Origin of the sequence: Bacteroides sp. OM08-11, from assembly GCF_003438665.1 — a bacterium.
GTDB lineage: Bacteria > Bacteroidota > Bacteroidia > Bacteroidales > Bacteroidaceae > Bacteroides > Bacteroides cutis.
Genome location: NZ_QSTJ01000001.1, coordinates 814,687 through 831,301 on the forward strand (window position 1 = coordinate 814,687; position 16,615 = coordinate 831,301).

General features: G+C 40.3%; 12 protein-coding genes and 1 pseudogene. 4 read left to right on the forward strand and 9 right to left on the reverse strand.

All coding sequences use genetic code 11. The features are described from left to right. Positions 1 to 94: 94 nt before the first annotated feature. The 3 genes from DXC10_RS03100 (at position 95) to DXC10_RS03110 (ending at position 4,492) form a co-directional block, all read left to right on the forward strand. Positions 95 to 1,636: a glycine--tRNA ligase gene (locus DXC10_RS03100; RefSeq protein ID WP_101542261.1), complete on the forward strand. Its 1,542-nt coding sequence runs from the start codon at positions 95 to 97 to the stop codon at positions 1,634 to 1,636. A 115-nt stretch (positions 1,637 to 1,751) separates the two neighbouring features. Beyond that, positions 1,752 to 2,417 (forward strand): FKBP-type peptidyl-prolyl cis-trans isomerase, encoded by a 666-nt coding sequence (locus tag DXC10_RS03105; RefSeq protein WP_101542450.1) that lies wholly within the window; start codon positions 1,752 to 1,754, stop codon positions 2,415 to 2,417. A gap of 116 nt (positions 2,418 to 2,533) precedes the next feature. Continuing rightward, positions 2,534 to 4,492 carry a family 20 glycosylhydrolase gene (locus DXC10_RS03110; RefSeq protein WP_101542262.1) on the forward strand — a complete coding sequence of 653 codons (1,959 nt, stop codon included), beginning with the start codon at positions 2,534 to 2,536 and terminating at the stop codon, positions 4,490 to 4,492. A 74-nt stretch (positions 4,493 to 4,566) separates the two neighbouring features. Here DXC10_RS03110 and murQ read toward each other — a convergent pair whose 3' ends face one another. From murQ to DXC10_RS03155, 9 genes are read right to left on the reverse strand one after another with little or no spacing between them, the layout of a single operon-like run. After that, positions 4,567 to 5,382 (reverse strand): N-acetylmuramic acid 6-phosphate etherase, encoded by an 816-nt coding sequence (gene murQ, locus DXC10_RS03115; protein ID WP_117737306.1) that lies wholly within the window; start codon positions 5,380 to 5,382, stop codon positions 4,567 to 4,569. Between the two features lie 14 nt (positions 5,383 to 5,396). Then, the gene (locus tag DXC10_RS03120) at positions 5,397 to 6,266 is read right to left on the reverse strand and encodes a BadF/BadG/BcrA/BcrD ATPase family protein (RefSeq protein ID WP_101542264.1); all 870 of its coding nucleotides are present in this window, start codon (positions 6,264 to 6,266) and stop codon (positions 5,397 to 5,399) included. Positions 6,267 to 6,291: 25 nt separating this feature from the next. Further along, the gene (locus tag DXC10_RS03125; protein ID WP_117737307.1) at positions 6,292 to 7,479 is read right to left on the reverse strand and encodes an acyltransferase family protein; all 1,188 of its coding nucleotides are present in this window, start codon (positions 7,477 to 7,479) and stop codon (positions 6,292 to 6,294) included. Between the two features lie 12 nt (positions 7,480 to 7,491). Further along, entirely contained in the window at positions 7,492 to 8,877 is a 1,386-nt protein-coding gene (locus DXC10_RS03130; RefSeq protein WP_117737308.1) for an MFS transporter, read from the reverse strand. Positions 8,878 to 8,901: 24 nt separating this feature from the next. Further along, entirely contained in the window at positions 8,902 to 10,290 is a 1,389-nt protein-coding gene (locus DXC10_RS03135; protein WP_101542267.1) for a SpoIID/LytB domain-containing protein, read from the reverse strand. Positions 10,291 to 10,331: 41 nt separating this feature from the next. Continuing rightward, a complete protein-coding gene (locus DXC10_RS03140) occupies positions 10,332 to 11,291 on the reverse strand; it encodes a DUF4922 domain-containing protein (protein WP_101542268.1) in 960 nt (319 codons plus the stop codon). 45 nt (positions 11,292 to 11,336) lie between these two features. Beyond that, the gene (locus tag DXC10_RS03145; RefSeq protein ID WP_117737309.1) at positions 11,337 to 12,794 is read right to left on the reverse strand and encodes a glycosyltransferase; all 1,458 of its coding nucleotides are present in this window, start codon (positions 12,792 to 12,794) and stop codon (positions 11,337 to 11,339) included. Between the two features lie 20 nt (positions 12,795 to 12,814). Next, on the reverse strand, positions 12,815 to 14,269 hold the full coding sequence (locus DXC10_RS03150; protein ID WP_101542270.1) for a sodium:solute symporter: 1,455 nt from the start codon (positions 14,267 to 14,269) through the stop codon (positions 12,815 to 12,817). 42 nt (positions 14,270 to 14,311) lie between these two features. Then, the gene (locus DXC10_RS03155) at positions 14,312 to 15,478 is read right to left on the reverse strand and encodes an exo-beta-N-acetylmuramidase NamZ domain-containing protein (protein ID WP_101542271.1); all 1,167 of its coding nucleotides are present in this window, start codon (positions 15,476 to 15,478) and stop codon (positions 14,312 to 14,314) included. 248 nt (positions 15,479 to 15,726) lie between these two features. On the opposite strand from DXC10_RS03155, the pseudogene DXC10_RS03160 reads away from it, so the two are divergent. Then, a pseudogene (locus tag DXC10_RS03160) lies at positions 15,727 to 16,591 on the forward strand (hypothetical protein). The last annotated feature ends 24 nt before the right edge of the window (positions 16,592 to 16,615 follow it).

The following is a 16,615-nucleotide window of genomic DNA, read 5'->3' on the forward strand; positions in this document are numbered from 1 at the left end:
ATACCCCCATTGCCTTATATATAAGATAAATCCCTATCTTTGTGGCGCTTTTTACATGCGAATTGAAATAAAATTAATTTAGATATAACAAGAAATGGCACAAGAAGACGTTTTTAAGAAACTCGTTTCACACTGTAAGGAATATGGATTTGTGTTCCCTTCCAGCGATATCTATGATGGTTTGGGAGCCGTATATGATTACGGCCAGATGGGTGTGGAACTGAAAAACAATATCAAACAATACTGGTGGCAAAGTATGGTGCTGCTACACGAAAATATAGTAGGCATTGATTCAGCTATCTTTATGCATCCCACAATATGGAAAGCAAGCGGACACGTGGATGCGTTCAATGATCCATTGATTGATAATCGTGATTCCAAAAAACGTTATCGTGCCGATGTGTTGATTGAAGACCAGCTCGCTAAGTATGATGATAAAATAAACAAGGAAGTTGCTAAAGCTGCCAAGCGTTTTGGAGATGCTTTCGATGAAGCGCAGTTCCGTAGCACGAATGGTCGTGTATTAGAACATCAGGCCAAGCGTGATGCACTGCACGAACGTTTTGCAAAAGCGTTGAATGATAATGATCTTGACGAACTTCGCCAGATTATTCTGGATGAAGAGATTGTTTGTCCTATCAGTGGTACAAAGAACTGGACGGAAGTTCGTCAGTTCAACCTGATGTTTTCTACTGAAATGGGTTCTACATCAGATGGCTCTATGAAGGTTTATCTTCGTCCGGAGACAGCCCAGGGCATATTTGTGAATTATCTGAATGTGCAGAAGACAGGGCGTATGAAAATCCCTTTCGGTATTGCGCAAATTGGTAAGGCTTTCCGTAATGAAATTGTGGCTCGTCAGTTCATTTTCCGTATGCGTGAGTTTGAACAGATGGAAATGCAGTTTTTCGTAAAACCGGGAACAGAACTTGATTGGTTCAAGAAGTGGAAAGAAATCCGCTTGAAGTGGCATAAAGCTTTGGGATTCGGTGATGATCATTATCGTTATCACGATCATGACAAGTTGGCTCATTATGCAAATGCCGCTACTGATATTGAGTTTCTGATGCCTTTCGGATTTAAGGAAGTGGAAGGTATCCATAGTCGTACGAATTTCGACTTGTCTCAACATGAGAAGTTCTCCGGTAAGAACATTAAGTACTTTGATCCGGAAACTAACGAAAGTTATACTCCGTATGTCATCGAGACTTCTATCGGTGTAGACCGTATGTTCCTTAGTATCATGTCTGCTTCTTATTGCGAAGAACAGCTGGAAAATGGTGAAACGCGTGTTGTCTTGAGATTACCTGCAGCCTTGGCTCCAGTGAAACTGGCTGTTATGCCATTGGTAAAGAAAGACGGTCTGCCTGAAAAGGCACGTGAAATCATTGATGATCTGAAATTCCATTTTCACTGTCAGTATGATGAGAAAGATAGTATTGGTAAACGCTATCGTCGTCAGGATGCTATCGGTACTCCGTACTGCGTGACTGTGGATCATCAAACTTTGGAAGATAACTGCGTGACGTTGCGCAATCGTGATACCATGAAGCAAGAACGTGTGGCTATCTCCGAATTGAATAATATCATTGCAGATCGTGTCAACATTACCTCCTTGTTGAAAACGCTGCAATAAGAATTATGAATTGCGAATTACAAATTACGGGGCTGTGTAAAGAATGCCGCTTAGTGTTTGTAATTCGTAAATTGTAGTTCCGTAATTCATAATTTGTAATTTGTAATTAATGAAGATGAAGAGACCATTCCTTTTATTTTTGCCGTTCCTGCTGTTTGTTGCAGGTGCATTTGTTGCCTGTGAAGAAGTGGAAGAAACAGGAAAGTATGATAACTGGCAACCACGTAACGAGGCTTTTATAGACTCTATAAAAGCAGAAACGGGTGATAATATTTTAGCGCCTACGGTAGATGCGGCTAATGACATGAAGATTGGTAAGCTGTATGCTATTCCGGTTAGTAGCAGTAGTTATCCTTCCCAATACATATATTGTAAAAAACTTGTTGAGAACAAAGACGGGGAACGTCCTAATTTTTCAGGATATCACTCTACTGTGAGTGCTTATTATTACGGAACATTGATAACGGGTGATGAATTTGATGGTAATTTTGATGGTTATGGTTCCTTTGATCGAAATATCCCTGTGCTTTCATTGCCGGAAAATGGTGAATGGCCGAAAGAGGGGAAATGGCCGACAGTTTTTGACTCTCCTTCTACTTTTACAGTAACCGGTGTTATTATAGGTTGGACATGGGCTTTGCAGTATATGCGTACAGGAGAACGTTGGATGTTATACATTCCATGGCAAAGTGCTTATGGCTCCAGTGGAAATTCATCCGGAACAATTCCCGGTTACTCAACGTTGACATTTGATATTATATTGAACAGTATTGTTGAATAAATAGTCATTTAGTACTTATAGAAAAGGGTGGCAAAGAAAATATTCTTTAATTTGCTGCCCTTTTTATATTTAGAAAAAGATTATCTTCGTTTGATAAATAAAAAACCTTTTTAACAATGAAATCTATTAACCGACTGTTATTAATTGTATGCCTATTCTTGGGTATCATTTCCAAGGCATATGCTGCGGTAAATCCGAAACCTTTTGTGATCCCTGAACTTCAAGAATGGAAAGGAGAGGAGGGGGTATTTACTCCTTCGTCTCATAGCCGTATTGTATATTCACCTAAAAATCCCGATTTAAAGCGGATAGCTGATGCCTTTGCCGAAGATTATAATGAAATGTTTGGAGTAAAACCGGAAGTGGTTGCCGGAAAAGGAAAAACCGGTGATTTCATACTTACCCTTCGTGCGGATAAAAAGTTAGGTAAAGAAGGCTATATGGTGAAAGTTACCGACCGTGTATCTGTCTCTGCTCCCGAAACCGTTGGGGTATACTGGGCTACCCGTACTTTGTTGCAAATAAGTGAGCAGTCTGTCCAACATTGTTTGCCAAAAGGGACTGTCCGTGATTTTCCGGAATATGCAGTCCGTGGTTTTATGCTCGATTGCGGGCGTAAATTTATCCCTATGGCTTTCTTGCGGGATTATGTAAAGATTATGGCTTATTACAAAATGAATACTTTCCAAATTCATCTTAATGATAACGGTTTCAAGCAGTTCTTTGAACATGACTGGTCAAAAACTTATGCCGCTTTTCGATTGGAATCGGATACTTATCCCGGATTGGTTGCTCGTGACGGATATTATACCAAAAAGGAATTTATCAATCTTCAAATATTGGCCGAAGATAATTTCGTGGAGATTATTCCGGAAATAGATGCTCCCGCGCATACTTTGGCATTTACCCATTATCGTCCGGAGATAGGTAGCAAAGAGTATGGTATGGATCATCTGGACCTATCGAATCCTGAGACTTATACCTTTATGGATGGGCTGTTTCGTGAATATCTGGAAGGTAATTCTCCCGTATTCCGTGGAAAACGTGTACACATTGGTACAGATGAGTACTCTAATGCAAAGAAGGATGTGGTAGAGAAATTTCGTGCTTTTACCGACCGTTATATACGTTATGTAGAGAGTTTTGGCAAGCAAGTTTGTGTATGGGGAGCTTTGACACATGCTAAAGGCGATACTCCCGTAAAGTCGGAAAATGTGATAATGAATGCATGGTATAACGGTTATGCCGATCCGGAAGAAATGATTAAGCAAGGATATAGACTTATCAGTATTCCTGATGGCATGCTTTATATTGTACCTGCAGCAGGTTATTATTATGATTATTTGAATATAGAGAAACTTTATAATGAGTGGACTCCTGCACATATAGGAAAGGTCGTTTTTGAGGAGAACCATCCGTCTATCCTTGGTGGAATGTTTGCTTTATGGAACGATCATGTGGGTAACGGGATATCAGTTAAGGATATTCATCATCGTGCATTTCCGGCTATACAGACATTGGCTGTAAAAATGTGGGACGGAAAGAAAACCACATTGCCTTTTACTGTATTTAATCAGGAAAGGAATGTGTTGAGCGAAGCACCGGGCATCAATCTGTCTGGCCGTATAAAACAAACTTATGAACAAGGCATTGTATTGCCGGATAGCAAATTACCTTTGCGTGAAGTTGGTTATAATTATCTGGTATCTTTTGATGTGGAAGGAGCGGATGAAGCTAAAGGAACTGAATTGTTTCGTTCGCCTGATGCCGTATTTTATCTTTCGGATCCGGTGAAAGGATTATTGGGATTTGTCAGGGATGGTTATCTGAATACGTTTAATTACCGTGTCTTACCGGGCGAGAAGGTGAATATTGGTATCAGTGGAGATAATCGTGTGACACGGTTGTTGGTAAATGGAAAGGTAGTAGAAGAACTCAATGTTCAGAAACTTTTTTTTAATGGAGGAAAGGATTCGATGAGGTATGTCCGCACTTTGGTGTTTCCATTGGAGAAGACCGGGAAATTTAAAAGTAGGATAACGAATTTAAAAGTTATTCCAATACCTGCACAATAAGGAATGCTGGTATATAATTGCATATTTGATGTTATAAATAATTTGTGGGAAGAAATGTAATCGCATTTCTTCCCTTATTTTGTCCGGTAGGCATCCACCGCTTTTTTGACGGAGCCATGCATCGTCAGTAGCGTTTTGGCCTTTTCATAATCAAGACCTAATTCTTCTACAAGTATACGGGTACCACGGTCTATCAGTTTTTTGTTGCTGAGTTGCATGTTTACCATTTTGTTGCCTTTTACACGTCCCAGCTGTATCATTACAGAGGTTGTAATCATATTCAAAATCATCTTCTGACCAGTTCCGGATTTCATGCGGGAGCTTCCAGTCACGTATTCCGGACCTACAATCATTTCGATAGGTATATCAGCCGCTGCAGCCATCGATGAGCCGGGATTACTGGTGATACACCCCGTCAAGATGCCATGTGCACGTGCCTCACGCATGGCACCGATAACATACGGAGTAGTACCGGAAGCAGCAATACCGATGACTATATCTTTGTTGGTGATATTTCGTTCCACTAATTCTTCCCAACCACGATGAATGTCATCTTCTGCGTTTTCTACCGGGTTGCGTAGGGCTGTGTCTCCACCGGCAATCAGACCGATAACTAATGTGGAAGGCATTCCGAACGTGGGAGGTATTTCAGAAGCGTCAAGTACACCGAGGCGTCCACTGGTACCTGCACCCATATAGAAGATACGTCCGCCCTGCTTCATGCGTGGGATGATTTGAAGTACTAATTTCTCTATTTGAGGAATTGCTTTCTGTACAGCAAGTGCTACTTTCTGATCTTCCGTATTGATATCTTCCAGAATTTCACGGACTGATTTCTTCTCCAGGTCATTGTAAAGTGAAGGTTGCTCTGAGATTTTTAGGAATGTCATGGATATGATGAGATTTATGATGAATAGTTTATGGCTGGCGAAATATGACTGTGGTACTGAATTAACCCTTCCATTGGACTCTTGAGGATAGTGCCCACCCGAATGCTCATTTCCTGTGTAGCTTCTACCAAAATCTCTTGATAATAGAAAGCTATGGAACCGATGAAGTGTATTTTATATTCCCGGTAATTCTCATATTGCATGACGTTACGTTGAAGAAATGCTTTAAAACTGTTCAGCACCAACGAGTGAATACATGGTTCATGCAGATTTTGTGCCAGAAATGGGGAGAGACTGGCAAGAAAACGATTAGGAAATGGTTTGCGATACACGCGATCAATGATATCAGCGGGAGTCAAGTTGAACTGTTGAAGGAACTTCTCTTTAATCTCAGGGCTTGTCTGGTTTTTTAGAATATCGCCTACCAGTAGTTTACCCAATACGGCACCACTACCCTCGTCACCAAGAATAAATCCTAATGGAGATACATTGGCTACAATCTCTTTTCCGTTATAGTAACAAGAATTGGATCCTGTACCCATGATGCAGGCAATACCTGCCGAATGTCCGCAGAGTCCTCGTGCGGCTGCCAACATGTCGGTACTGACTTCTACTTCCTCTTTTACATTGAGGTGGCGGGTAATGGCGCGGTACATCATGTCTATTTTATCTGGGAAACCGCATCCCGCGCCATAAAAGTATACAGCATCTAGTTCATTGTTTTGTAACTGTGGCAACAGTGCCGTTGTAATTTCATTGCTGATTTCTTCTTCTGACTGGAAAAAGGGATTTGTACCTTTCGTGAAAATTTGCTGGAGGAGCTGTCCATCTTCCACAACACACCAGTCGGTTTTTGTAGAGCCACTGTCTGCTATGAGTATCATATATTTAATGTTTAATGTTTAATGATTATAACTTGATATATATCTTCCGTTTGTAAAGTTGGTAACCGATACACCAATTAATTCCGACAAATAGTAATGCGTATACCAGTGAACCACTAGTTTCACCAAATATAGGCATCAGGATTAGTTTATATAGAAATCCGTGTATACTGATATTACCACCTTCCCACGGGAAACTGATACTACCGAAGAGTATGGCGAGTATACTTCCTAAAACGTACATAAACAACGGATTTATGCCGAATGCTTCAAAGAATATACTCCATTTCTTATAACCTTTCACATCGATAATCCAGATAAGTAGTGCAAGGAAACTCGAAGCCAGTCCACAAGTAGTAAGTACAAATGTGGGAGACCATATCTTTTTGTTGATTGGGCAACCATAGCTCAGCAGGAGACCTGCGAATGTAAGGGTAGTACCAATCAGGAATAATTTAATCAGATGTGAATTGAGCATATCGGTACGATCTTTGTTGATTTTCTTGCTTTCCAACATCAAACGTCCTACACAGAAACCTAAAAGAACATGGGCAATGGCGGGTATTGTACTTAGTACACCTTCCGGATCAAGAACATTGGGGTTATACATGTGTGCGGGAGTAAGGATGGCGCGGTCCGCTATGAAAAGAATGTTAGTCTCATTATAGGCGAAGCCGTTGCCACAAAACAACAGGATAAAATAACCTGCCAACAGGATTGCGATGAGGTAAGGGATATATCGATGGTTTATGATAAGTACAATGATGGCAGTAACACCGTAGCAGATACCAAGACGTTGCATGACACCAAGGATACGAATGTGGTCGAATGTCCAGATTGCATTCCAAAGTTTTTCACTGGAACCGAGATTATCGGGGGCAGAACCCCAATAATAACAGAACTGCGAAAACCAACCTATAGCCATACCTATAAGAAAGATGAGGATAGTCCGTTTCAGAATTTTCCATATAGTGGAGTAGCTGATTTCAAAGTTATACTTCTTTAAAGATATATAGGTCGAAATTCCCATGATAAACATAAAAAAAGGAAAAACCAGGTCGGTGGGAGTCAGACCGTTCCATTCGGCATGGCGTAAGGGAGCGTAGATGTGTGACCATGTTCCCGGATTATTCACCAGGATCATACCAGCAATGGTGATACCACGAAGGATGTCGAGGGCAAGAATACGTTTGTTTATTTTGGAATTATTCATTGGAGTTATAGGTTATGAGTTTTTTGATAGTGAAGATGTTGCTTTTCCGTATTCCGGATCAATCTTTTTATCAATAAGATAAGTGACTGCCAATGTTGCCAGGCAGCAAGCCATCACCATCCAGAAGAAGTTGACATAGCCGATGGCCTCCTCTATATATCCGGCTATAAATCCGGGCAACATCATGCTCAGTGCCATGAAAGCGGTACAGATAGCATAGTGCGAGGTCTTGAATTCTCCTTCTGAGAAGTACATCATATAAAGCATATAGGCTGTAAACCCGAAACCATAACCAAACTGCTCGATAGAAACAGCAATACTTATCAACGTGATATTTTCAGGTTGAACGATGGCTAAATAAACGAATGTGAGACAGGGTAATGTCATACAGGTAGCCATGAGCCATAATGAGTGTTTTAACCCTCGGCGTGAAGCATAAACTCCTCCTGCAATACCTCCGGCAAGTAAGGCGATGGTACCAATGGTACCATATACGATACCAACTACATCTGTGTCCAGTCCCAAACCACCACTTTCAATGGAATGTACCAGAAAAGGCTGACACATTTTGATAAGGAAACCTTCGGGTAGGCGATATAGCAACATGAAAGTTATGGCAAGCAATACATCAGGCTTTTTGACGAAAGTAATGAACGAATTGGCTAGTTCTGTTATCTTTGACTCTTGAGTTGGACGGGCATTATCAACCGGCACATTATCGGCTGTACGTGTTTTGTCTTCCTTTGAACGTGGCAGGGCAAAAGTATGGTAGAGGGTTACAAGACAGAATACAACAGCTGCACAACCTAACGTCACTTGCCAGGAGAAAGGAATGTCACCGGTACTTTTTTCCAATATGCCTGCAATGAATACCAGTATACCTTGCCCGAATACGGAGGCTACTCGATAGAATGTACTTCGTATGCCTATGAAAGCAGCTTGACTACTGGGACTGTGAACCAACATGTAAAAACCGTCGGCTGCTATGTCGTGTGTGGCAGAAGCGAATGCTGTGATAATAAATAATATCAGTGTAAAGGTGAACATACTTATCGGCGTGTGACCTGAGGTTATCGTCTCTTGTGTGGGATGGGGCAGGCTGATGGTCAGTAGTATCATGAGGAGTGTCATTGCAGCTTGCATAGTGAGAATCCACCAACGTTTGGTCTTTATTATATCTACAATGGGACTCCATATTCCTTTCAAGAACCATGGAAAGTAAAGTAATGTAGTAAAAAATGACATATCACCATTGGCTACTCCCATCCTGGTGAACATCATCACTGAAATAGTGTTAACCACAAAGTACGGAATTCCTTCTGCAAAGTACAGTGTAGGTACCCACCACCAAGGGCTTTTTCCTTTGATATCGTAATTTTTTCCTTTTATACTGTTCATGATATTAGTTGTCTATCTATTATGTTATTCATATAGTTTGTCAATACTTGCTCCAGTATAATAATGTAGAAGAATAGTATCGTACTTAAATCCTTTTTCTCCCATTACTGCTGCACCTATCTGGCAAAGTCCGACACCATGTCCCCATCCCGCTCCGGTAAGGATAAATCGTCCGGGGATACCTTCGGAAGATATTTCTTCTTTGTCTATCACGAAGGCAGAGCTATATAGATGCGATGAGGAGAGTGTCCGCCGGATTTCCAATTCTTTTCCAATGGTAAGAATTTTCTTGGTACCTACTATCTTCAATTTCCAGAGACGTCCCGAGGTACCACGAGCTATGGGAATAAGATCAATGATTTGCCCATAATCGATGCCGGAACGTTTCAGAATAAGAGTTGAAAGTTCATCTTGTGTATATTCTACCTTCCAACGGTAGAAATCTGTAGTTTCTTGGTCGTAGTTATTGAGGACTTGGGATAAGATTTTTTTGTCTGTTGTGTTACAGAAAGCTTCCGGTGAGGTACGTATCCAGTGTTCGGCTTCAGTTTCTTGAGTCAGGTCAATCCTCAAATCTTCATTTCCTATTCTCCATTCTTCATTTTTCACTCTGTAATCTCTTTGCTTCACAAGATAGGGATATTTCAGGTCTTCCCAGCAATACTGGAATTCCTCAAAAATACCACCACAACATTTGGAGAAACGGGCATCACAAATCTTACCTTCGTAAGTCAGTACCTGTCCGCGAGTGGCGGCAATAGCTTGTTTCACAATTCCGGTGGAAGCGCGGGTTATACCTTGATAACGTTGGCAATGGTCGTCTGCACAAACATCAAATCGGGTATGCTCCTCACGGTCGTACCATTTTAATTGACAATTGGCGGTTAATAGTTGATGGTTGGTCGCACTGTGTTTCATTGTATGGTGTGGGAAGGCTTTGAAGTGAGGCGCTAATTGCGGATAACGCATTGTGAGTTCCTTCAGATTGGCCAATAACCAACTACGGGAAATCACGGCATGAGCCTTCAGTAACTCCAATGATGCCGTTGCACTCATTTCACTGGAAATGACACTGATCAAGTAGTCTTCTATGTTAATTATGTTGATACCCGTCAGTTTGCCATCGTCAACAATAATTTTTAAAGCCCCTTGGAAACGTTGGTTCTCTTTACGTTCCCAGTGGAAGTTGATACCGATGGTGACATTCCATAATTCGAAAGCATCGGTAAATTCGTGCTGCGGTTCGAACAACAGTTCATCATATCGGTGTCCGTTCCAAAGAATTCTTCCTTTATCATATTTTACAACATGTTTGCCACTGACTTCTATACCGTTGATGTGATATGTAGATAGTAGAACGAATTCTATCTGGGAGGCGAATAATATTCCAACCTGTACTTTAGGCTCTTCCATAATCTTTTATATATGTTTGTTGCTAATCTGCTGCCAGATACTTATATTTGTTCTTTAATGTATTGTCTCACCTTTTGAAAATCTGTTGCCGAAAGACATACTTCACTTAATATCTGTGCTATATCTTCTGCTGTTATTTTTAGAAAATCTTTCTCTATAGGGGTGATGAATACCCCCCCCAGATCTACAGATGCGGGACTACTCAACAAATTTGCTTCTCCTTTGGCTGTATAGCAGGAAGGACGATGTTTAGCACGTGGAAAGACGAATACAATCCATTTCCCTTCCTGTCCGGGAATCGTAGACTGCCGGAAAACTTCATACATGGCAAGTATGTTCATCATGGGTTCTTCTTCGGCTTTTAAATCTAATGAACGGTAGATGAGGTTGAATAATTTCATTGTGTCTTCTTTATCAAGAGATTCAATGACAAGCGTTGTGCGGGGGAAATCGTTCAAATACCAAAGTGTTGCTTTGCCATAATCTACGACTTTCCTTGCCACTTGCTTCCGCCAATCCTGTTCAATAGGCATAAATCCTTTATTGCCTGCCTGGAAATGGGCGTGGTCGGGAGCGGAGGCACCACATCGGGGACCATTGTAGAAGATGGTATAATCTGTCAATTGCTTTGCCAGTTCTAGCATATCACTAAAGCGAGGTGCAATGCGCTGATCTAAATGTGTTATTTCCGGTATCGTCAGGTGACGGGGGAATATAGGGAAGGGATTTACCAATATATTATAATGTCCCTCGAACGGAATACCTTTCTGCATCGGTGGCAAGTTGGCAGGACAGAGGAAACATTTACGTTCTTGGATGGACTTTGTATCTACTTTAGCTCCTGAAGATACGATGCGAGCAGGGTTGAACTGTACTTTATAAAGGATACCGTGCACATTCAATTCTTTCACCCGTATATCCGAAAGGGCAGCGTAGTTGTTACGTGCCAGTTCCCAAGCGGTGAGTTGATTGGTCAGGAGAGTATCTATCGTTTGATTCATGTGTTTATCTGGAATTTGACGGTTTACGATATAAAATTGAGGTCACTACTTCCTGTTCAATGTAATACGGGCTTGTAGTTCCCAGGTACGGATACGGTCTTTGTATAAGTTGTGTTCGTTCATTTTCGTGATATCCAATGAAGCATCCGAATTGTCATCCCAACGGCGGCAAAGATAAACTACATCATATACCCGGCCTATTTGATATTGACGGGAGAAGTTTAGTCCCAAGGCATAATCTTCACCATAACTGGTATTGGGTACTTTCAATTCGCGTAGAATTGGGGTATAGAAAGCACGCGGTGCACCCAGTCCGTTGATACGTAGGGCATTATTGCGTCCATTATCAGGAGTCCATTCTTTGTGATCGATGATACCTGGAGCAATTTCCTGCATTTGGAAGTTGGTCATCATATAGCTACCTATCACCATAGCACAATTCTGTTCATAGAAAGCATGTATCATTATAGACAAAGTATTTTCGTTGGCATAAACATCATCACTATCCAGTTGAATAGCAAATTTCCCGCATTTGGGATGAGCAATTCCCATATTCCAACAACCACCGATACCGAGATCATTACGGTTGGGAATAATATGTATCACTCTTTCATCATGTCCGAATTCGTCAATAGCTTCGGTGGTACCGTCTGTTGAGTGATTGTCTATGATAATCAGATTGAACTTGAAATCTGTTTTTTGTCTCAATACGGATTTGATGGCATCGCGAATAGTACGGATACGGTTACGGACAGGGATGATGACTGATGCCTCGTATTCAAAGTTACAAGCAGAGAACTCTATCTTCTTGAATTCCGGTTTCAGGTAACCGTTAATCTCTTTTAAGTGTTCGGTGCAGGCCTGTTCCATTTCAATTTGACGATCCCGGTTTTTAGGATCGACGTAATCGAATATCTTCTCACCACTTTTGCGGGTATCGTTTTCCACTTCGCTGTACAGAAATTCGTTGATGTGTACTAAATCTGCTTTTTGGCTTAGTTTTAACCGTAAATCATAGAGTCCGGCGAAGTCATACTCTGATTTCATGCGACCGGCAGCTTCTTTCAGCTTTGCGGTGTTGAACAATAGTACGGAGCCAAAGTCGAAATCGTCTCTCAATGAACCGAACTGATAATCAATGACTGGAGCATGAACCTGTTTACCGTTTGTTATTTGGTAATGATCAGCATAAATCATTCCTGCGCCTGTATCTTCTGCAATATGCAACATCCGTTCTAGGGAAAACATGCCCATCTCAAGTGTTGTCTCTTTGGTATAGAGCAACGTATATTCACTTTCTGTTTCATGTGCCATCACTTCCATTGCAAGACTGCTAAAAGGATATTCTATCCAGATACGTTGGCAGCCGGGTAATGTTTCCAGCTTATCGTTGGTGGTTACTAAATAAATCTCCTTTACAAGTCCCGTAACTTGTAAGTTTTCTATTGTTTTTTCTACTTGTTCTTTTCCTGAATAAGGAATGAAGCAACTGATTTTTTTCATATCTAATTAATATCTTTAAGCTAATTGTTCGTTTTATTTTTCTTAATCAATATGCAAAGCCCGATAAAAGTAAACGATGCATTGAATATTAACAGTTCGTAACTAAATTGATAGCCGTTGAACCATACTTCCGAATTCATTTGTAAAATGAAACAGAGAATGGGGGAGATAATGGCTACTAATGGTATGTACTTATCCCGTACTTGTTGCTTCATAAAGATACCGAAAGCAAACAAACCGAGAATAGGGCCATAAGTGTAACTTGCCAAAATATATACGGCATCGATTACGCTGGTATTATTCAACAAGTTGAATATGAAAATAGTGATCCCCATTATTATCGCCATACCTATATGTACCCGTTTACGTATCTTTACGATTATTTCTTCTGTTTTTCCTTTTGTACCGAGAATATCTACTGTGAATGAAGTAGTGAGTGCTGTCAGTGCGGAACCGGCAGCCGAATAAGCGGAAGATATAAATCCTATGATAAATAGAATTCCGACGATGGTGGGGAAATAGTTACCTGTTGCTATTTTGGGAAAAAGTTCATCACTCTTCTCTATCTGAATACCTTCACTATTGGCAAATGTATAAAGTAATGCCCCCAGGATCAAGAACAACAGAATTATGAAGAACTGTGAAATGATACTGGTAATCATATTCTTTTGTGAATCTCTGAAGTTCTTGCAGCTCAAGTTACGTTGCATCATATCCTGATCCAGCCCGGTCATGGCAATCATGGTAAATGTACCTGCCAGGAATTGTTTGAAGAAGTATTGTTTACTGTTGATGTCGTCGAAGAAAAAGATACGTGATAGTTTACTGTCGGTAACTATATTGACCATGCCAGTGAATGTAAGATTTAAACCGGAAGCGATATAATAAATACAAAGTACTACGGACACTATTAGACAGAGGGTTTTCAAAGAATCTGTCCAAATCAGCGATTTAACTCCACCACGGAAAGTGTAGAGCCATACCAATACTACGGTGATAGCTACGTTTAATATGAATGGAAGCCCGAAGGGTTGGAACACCAATAGTTGTAAAGTCAGGCAGACAAGAAACAGGCGTACGGCAGCTCCCAGCATTTTAGAGATAAAAAAGAACCAAGCTCCCGTACGATATGAAGACATTCCAAAACGGTTTTCCAGAAATTCGTAGATGGATATCAGTTTCATCCGGTAGAATAAAGGTGTCAGTATAAATGCGATAATCAATTGTCCGGCAACAAATCCAAGTACCATTTGGAGGTAACCGAAACTACTTGCCGCCACCATACCCGGTACGGAAACGTAGGTTACTCCGGAAATACTGGCTCCAATCATGGCAAAGGCCACTACATACCAGGAGGACTTACGATTACCAACAAAGAAACCTGCATTATCTGCTTTTCGACCTGTAATATAAGATACAGTGAAAAGTATTGCGAAGTAGGCGACAAGGGTAATGATAACGGATAACGGGTTCATATATTCATCTTTTAGTCGTAAATACTCAAATCGTATCTCCGGTTATTCTTCGTAAAGCAGATAGGGCTTACGTTGTACCTTGAACTTTTCAACATCATTTTTCCACATCGCTTTTATTTCGTCGGCGCTTTTCCCATTTTCTATCATCTTACGTACATAATCAGTCCCTATCAGTCGTTCAAAGAATGAACTAAAGAAATGGTTACCCATATTCAAATTATGGTAAGCATCAATTATGTAACTTAAGTCTACACCGCGTTTCCATATTTCTTCATCACTCATATTACTAAGATTTACACCGTGGCAGAGTTTATTGAGTAGAGGCGGATTTTTTGCTCCGGGCATACTTTTAGGGATAAAACTGTAACTATATCCTGTCATATTAGGATGTCCGTAAATTTGGAAAGGAAGCGGGGTACCTCTACCCAGACTTACTGGAGTCGCTTCAAAATAGCAAGTTGACGGATATAAATAGATTGATTTCATGTTTGGCAGGTTTGGGGACGGTGGGACGGGTAATTTATACATGGTCTGGTGCGTATAGTTTTTACATGGAATAACAGTTACGTCACATACGCGTGATCCCGGTAACCAGTGTTCCCCGTTTACCATCAATGCTAATTCTCCCAATGTCATGCCGTGTACAATGGGAATAGGTAACCAACCTACACCTGATTTGTACTTCATATCCAATATGGGACCATCCACATAATGTCCGTTTGGGTTAGGGCGATCCAGTATCAACATTTTACGATTGTACTCTGCACAAGCGTCCATCAGTCGACACATAGATGCATAGTAGGTATAAAACCTCAAACCGACATCTTGAATATCCACAACCAGAATATCAAATTTGTGCATAGAGACTTTACTTGGTTTTCCTAACTTTCCATCATAGAGTGACAGGATGGGTACTCCAGTTCTTTTATCTACCGAGCTGGAAACATGTTCACCAGCGTCGGCACTTCCTCGAAATCCGTGTTCCGGTGAAAAAATAGCTACTACATTGAATTTATTTTCCAGTAGAATGTCCAATAGATGCTTATTGCCAATCATTCCTGTGTGGTTGGAGAAGATTGCAATTCTCTTATTTCTCAAGATAGGAAAGTAGTCAGATGTCTGTTCATTACCTAAAATCACCCGGTATTTTTGTGCTTGACACAGTAATGAACTATATAGCAGGATGATTAATAGTAGCAGTTTTTTCATGATAGTATTATGTAAGGGAAATTTCTATGCAACAAAGATAGATTTTATTTTAATATCAGAGAAACACTTATTGAGGCATTTTGGAGATTATCAATTTTAATTTACGGCAAACTGAAAATTCATCGTATTCTTAAAAATATTGAGATTATGGTGAAGTATATTTATTAATGGAGAAACTTTCGAAAGAATGATCGATTGGAAATAAAAAAACAATATATTTGTATCTAATTCTAAAACTAGCTACACCTATGAAATTGATTGCGGAGAGTGGTTCTACAAGAACTGAATGGGCTTTGGTTGAAGACAATCATTTAATTCAGCGCGCTTTCACTGAAGGTATAAATCCTTTTTATCAAACACGAAGGGAGATTAGTCGAAATGTACGTTTAGGTTTACCGGAGATTTTTTTTCGAAAAAAAATAGAACAAGTTTACTATTATGGTACCGGATGCACATCTGATGAAAAAAAGAATGTATTGGAAGCATCATTAGTAGCACAATTCAAAACACCTATCCAGGTGGAAAGCGATCTCCTTGCTGCTGCTCGTAGTTTATTTAAATGCGAGGCTGGTATTGCCTGTATTTTAGGTACTGGCTCTAGCTCATGTTTTTATGATGGTGAATTTATTGTTAAGAATATTGAAGCCGGTGGTTATATTTTGGGTGACGAAGGAAGTGGTTCTGTTTTAGGAAAAATATTTTTGTCTGATGTTTTAAAAGGTCTTGCTCCTAAAAATGTGATGACAGATTTCTTTGAGAAATTCCGTATCAGCCCTAGTGAAGTGATGGAATCTGTTTATAATAGACCCTTCCCTAATCGTTTCCTTTCTACTATCTCCTATTTTTTAGCTGATTATACGGATGACGATTATGTCTATGGTTTGATAACAAGTAATTTACGCAGTTTCTTTACGAGAAATGTTTGCCAGTATGATTACAAAAATTACCCTATCCGGTTTGTAGGGTCGCTGGCATATGGTTATGCCAACATTCTCCGGCAGGTTGCCGGTGAGTTTGGGATAGAATTGACTATTATAGAAGAAACTCCGATGCCTGGACTTATTGAATTTCACTCTTTGAAATATTGAGGAACCTCAAATGTTTTATAATTAATGTGGAATTAGGGTTGGGCGGTTG

Bases quoted from the DNA above. Each gene is read 5' to 3' on its own strand.
- DXC10_RS03100 (WP_101542261.1), top strand. From the start codon at position 95: ATGGCACAAGAAGACGTTTTTAAGAAACTCGTTTCACACTGTAAGGAA.
- DXC10_RS03105 (WP_101542450.1), top strand. From the start codon at position 1,752: ATGAAGAGACCATTCCTTTTATTTTTGCCGTTCCTGCTGTTTGTTGCA.
- DXC10_RS03110 (WP_101542262.1), top strand. From the start codon at position 2,534: ATGAAATCTATTAACCGACTGTTATTAATTGTATGCCTATTCTTGGGT.
- murQ (WP_117737306.1), bottom strand. From the start codon at position 5,382: ATGACATTCCTAAAAATCTCAGAGCAACCTTCACTTTACAATGACCTG.
- DXC10_RS03120 (WP_101542264.1), bottom strand. From the start codon at position 6,266: ATGATACTCATAGCAGACAGTGGCTCTACAAAAACCGACTGGTGTGTT.
- DXC10_RS03125 (WP_117737307.1), bottom strand. From the start codon at position 7,479: ATGAATAATTCCAAAATAAACAAACGTATTCTTGCCCTCGACATCCTT.
- DXC10_RS03130 (WP_117737308.1), bottom strand. From the start codon at position 8,877: ATGAACAGTATAAAAGGAAAAAATTACGATATCAAAGGAAAAAGCCCT.
- DXC10_RS03135 (WP_101542267.1), bottom strand. From the start codon at position 10,290: ATGGAAGAGCCTAAAGTACAGGTTGGAATATTATTCGCCTCCCAGATA.
- DXC10_RS03140 (WP_101542268.1), bottom strand. From the start codon at position 11,291: ATGAATCAAACGATAGATACTCTCCTGACCAATCAACTCACCGCTTGG.
- DXC10_RS03145 (WP_117737309.1), bottom strand. From the start codon at position 12,794: ATGAAAAAAATCAGTTGCTTCATTCCTTATTCAGGAAAAGAACAAGTA.
- DXC10_RS03150 (WP_101542270.1), bottom strand. From the start codon at position 14,269: ATGAACCCGTTATCCGTTATCATTACCCTTGTCGCCTACTTCGCAATA.
- DXC10_RS03155 (WP_101542271.1), bottom strand. From the start codon at position 15,478: ATGAAAAAACTGCTACTATTAATCATCCTGCTATATAGTTCATTACTG.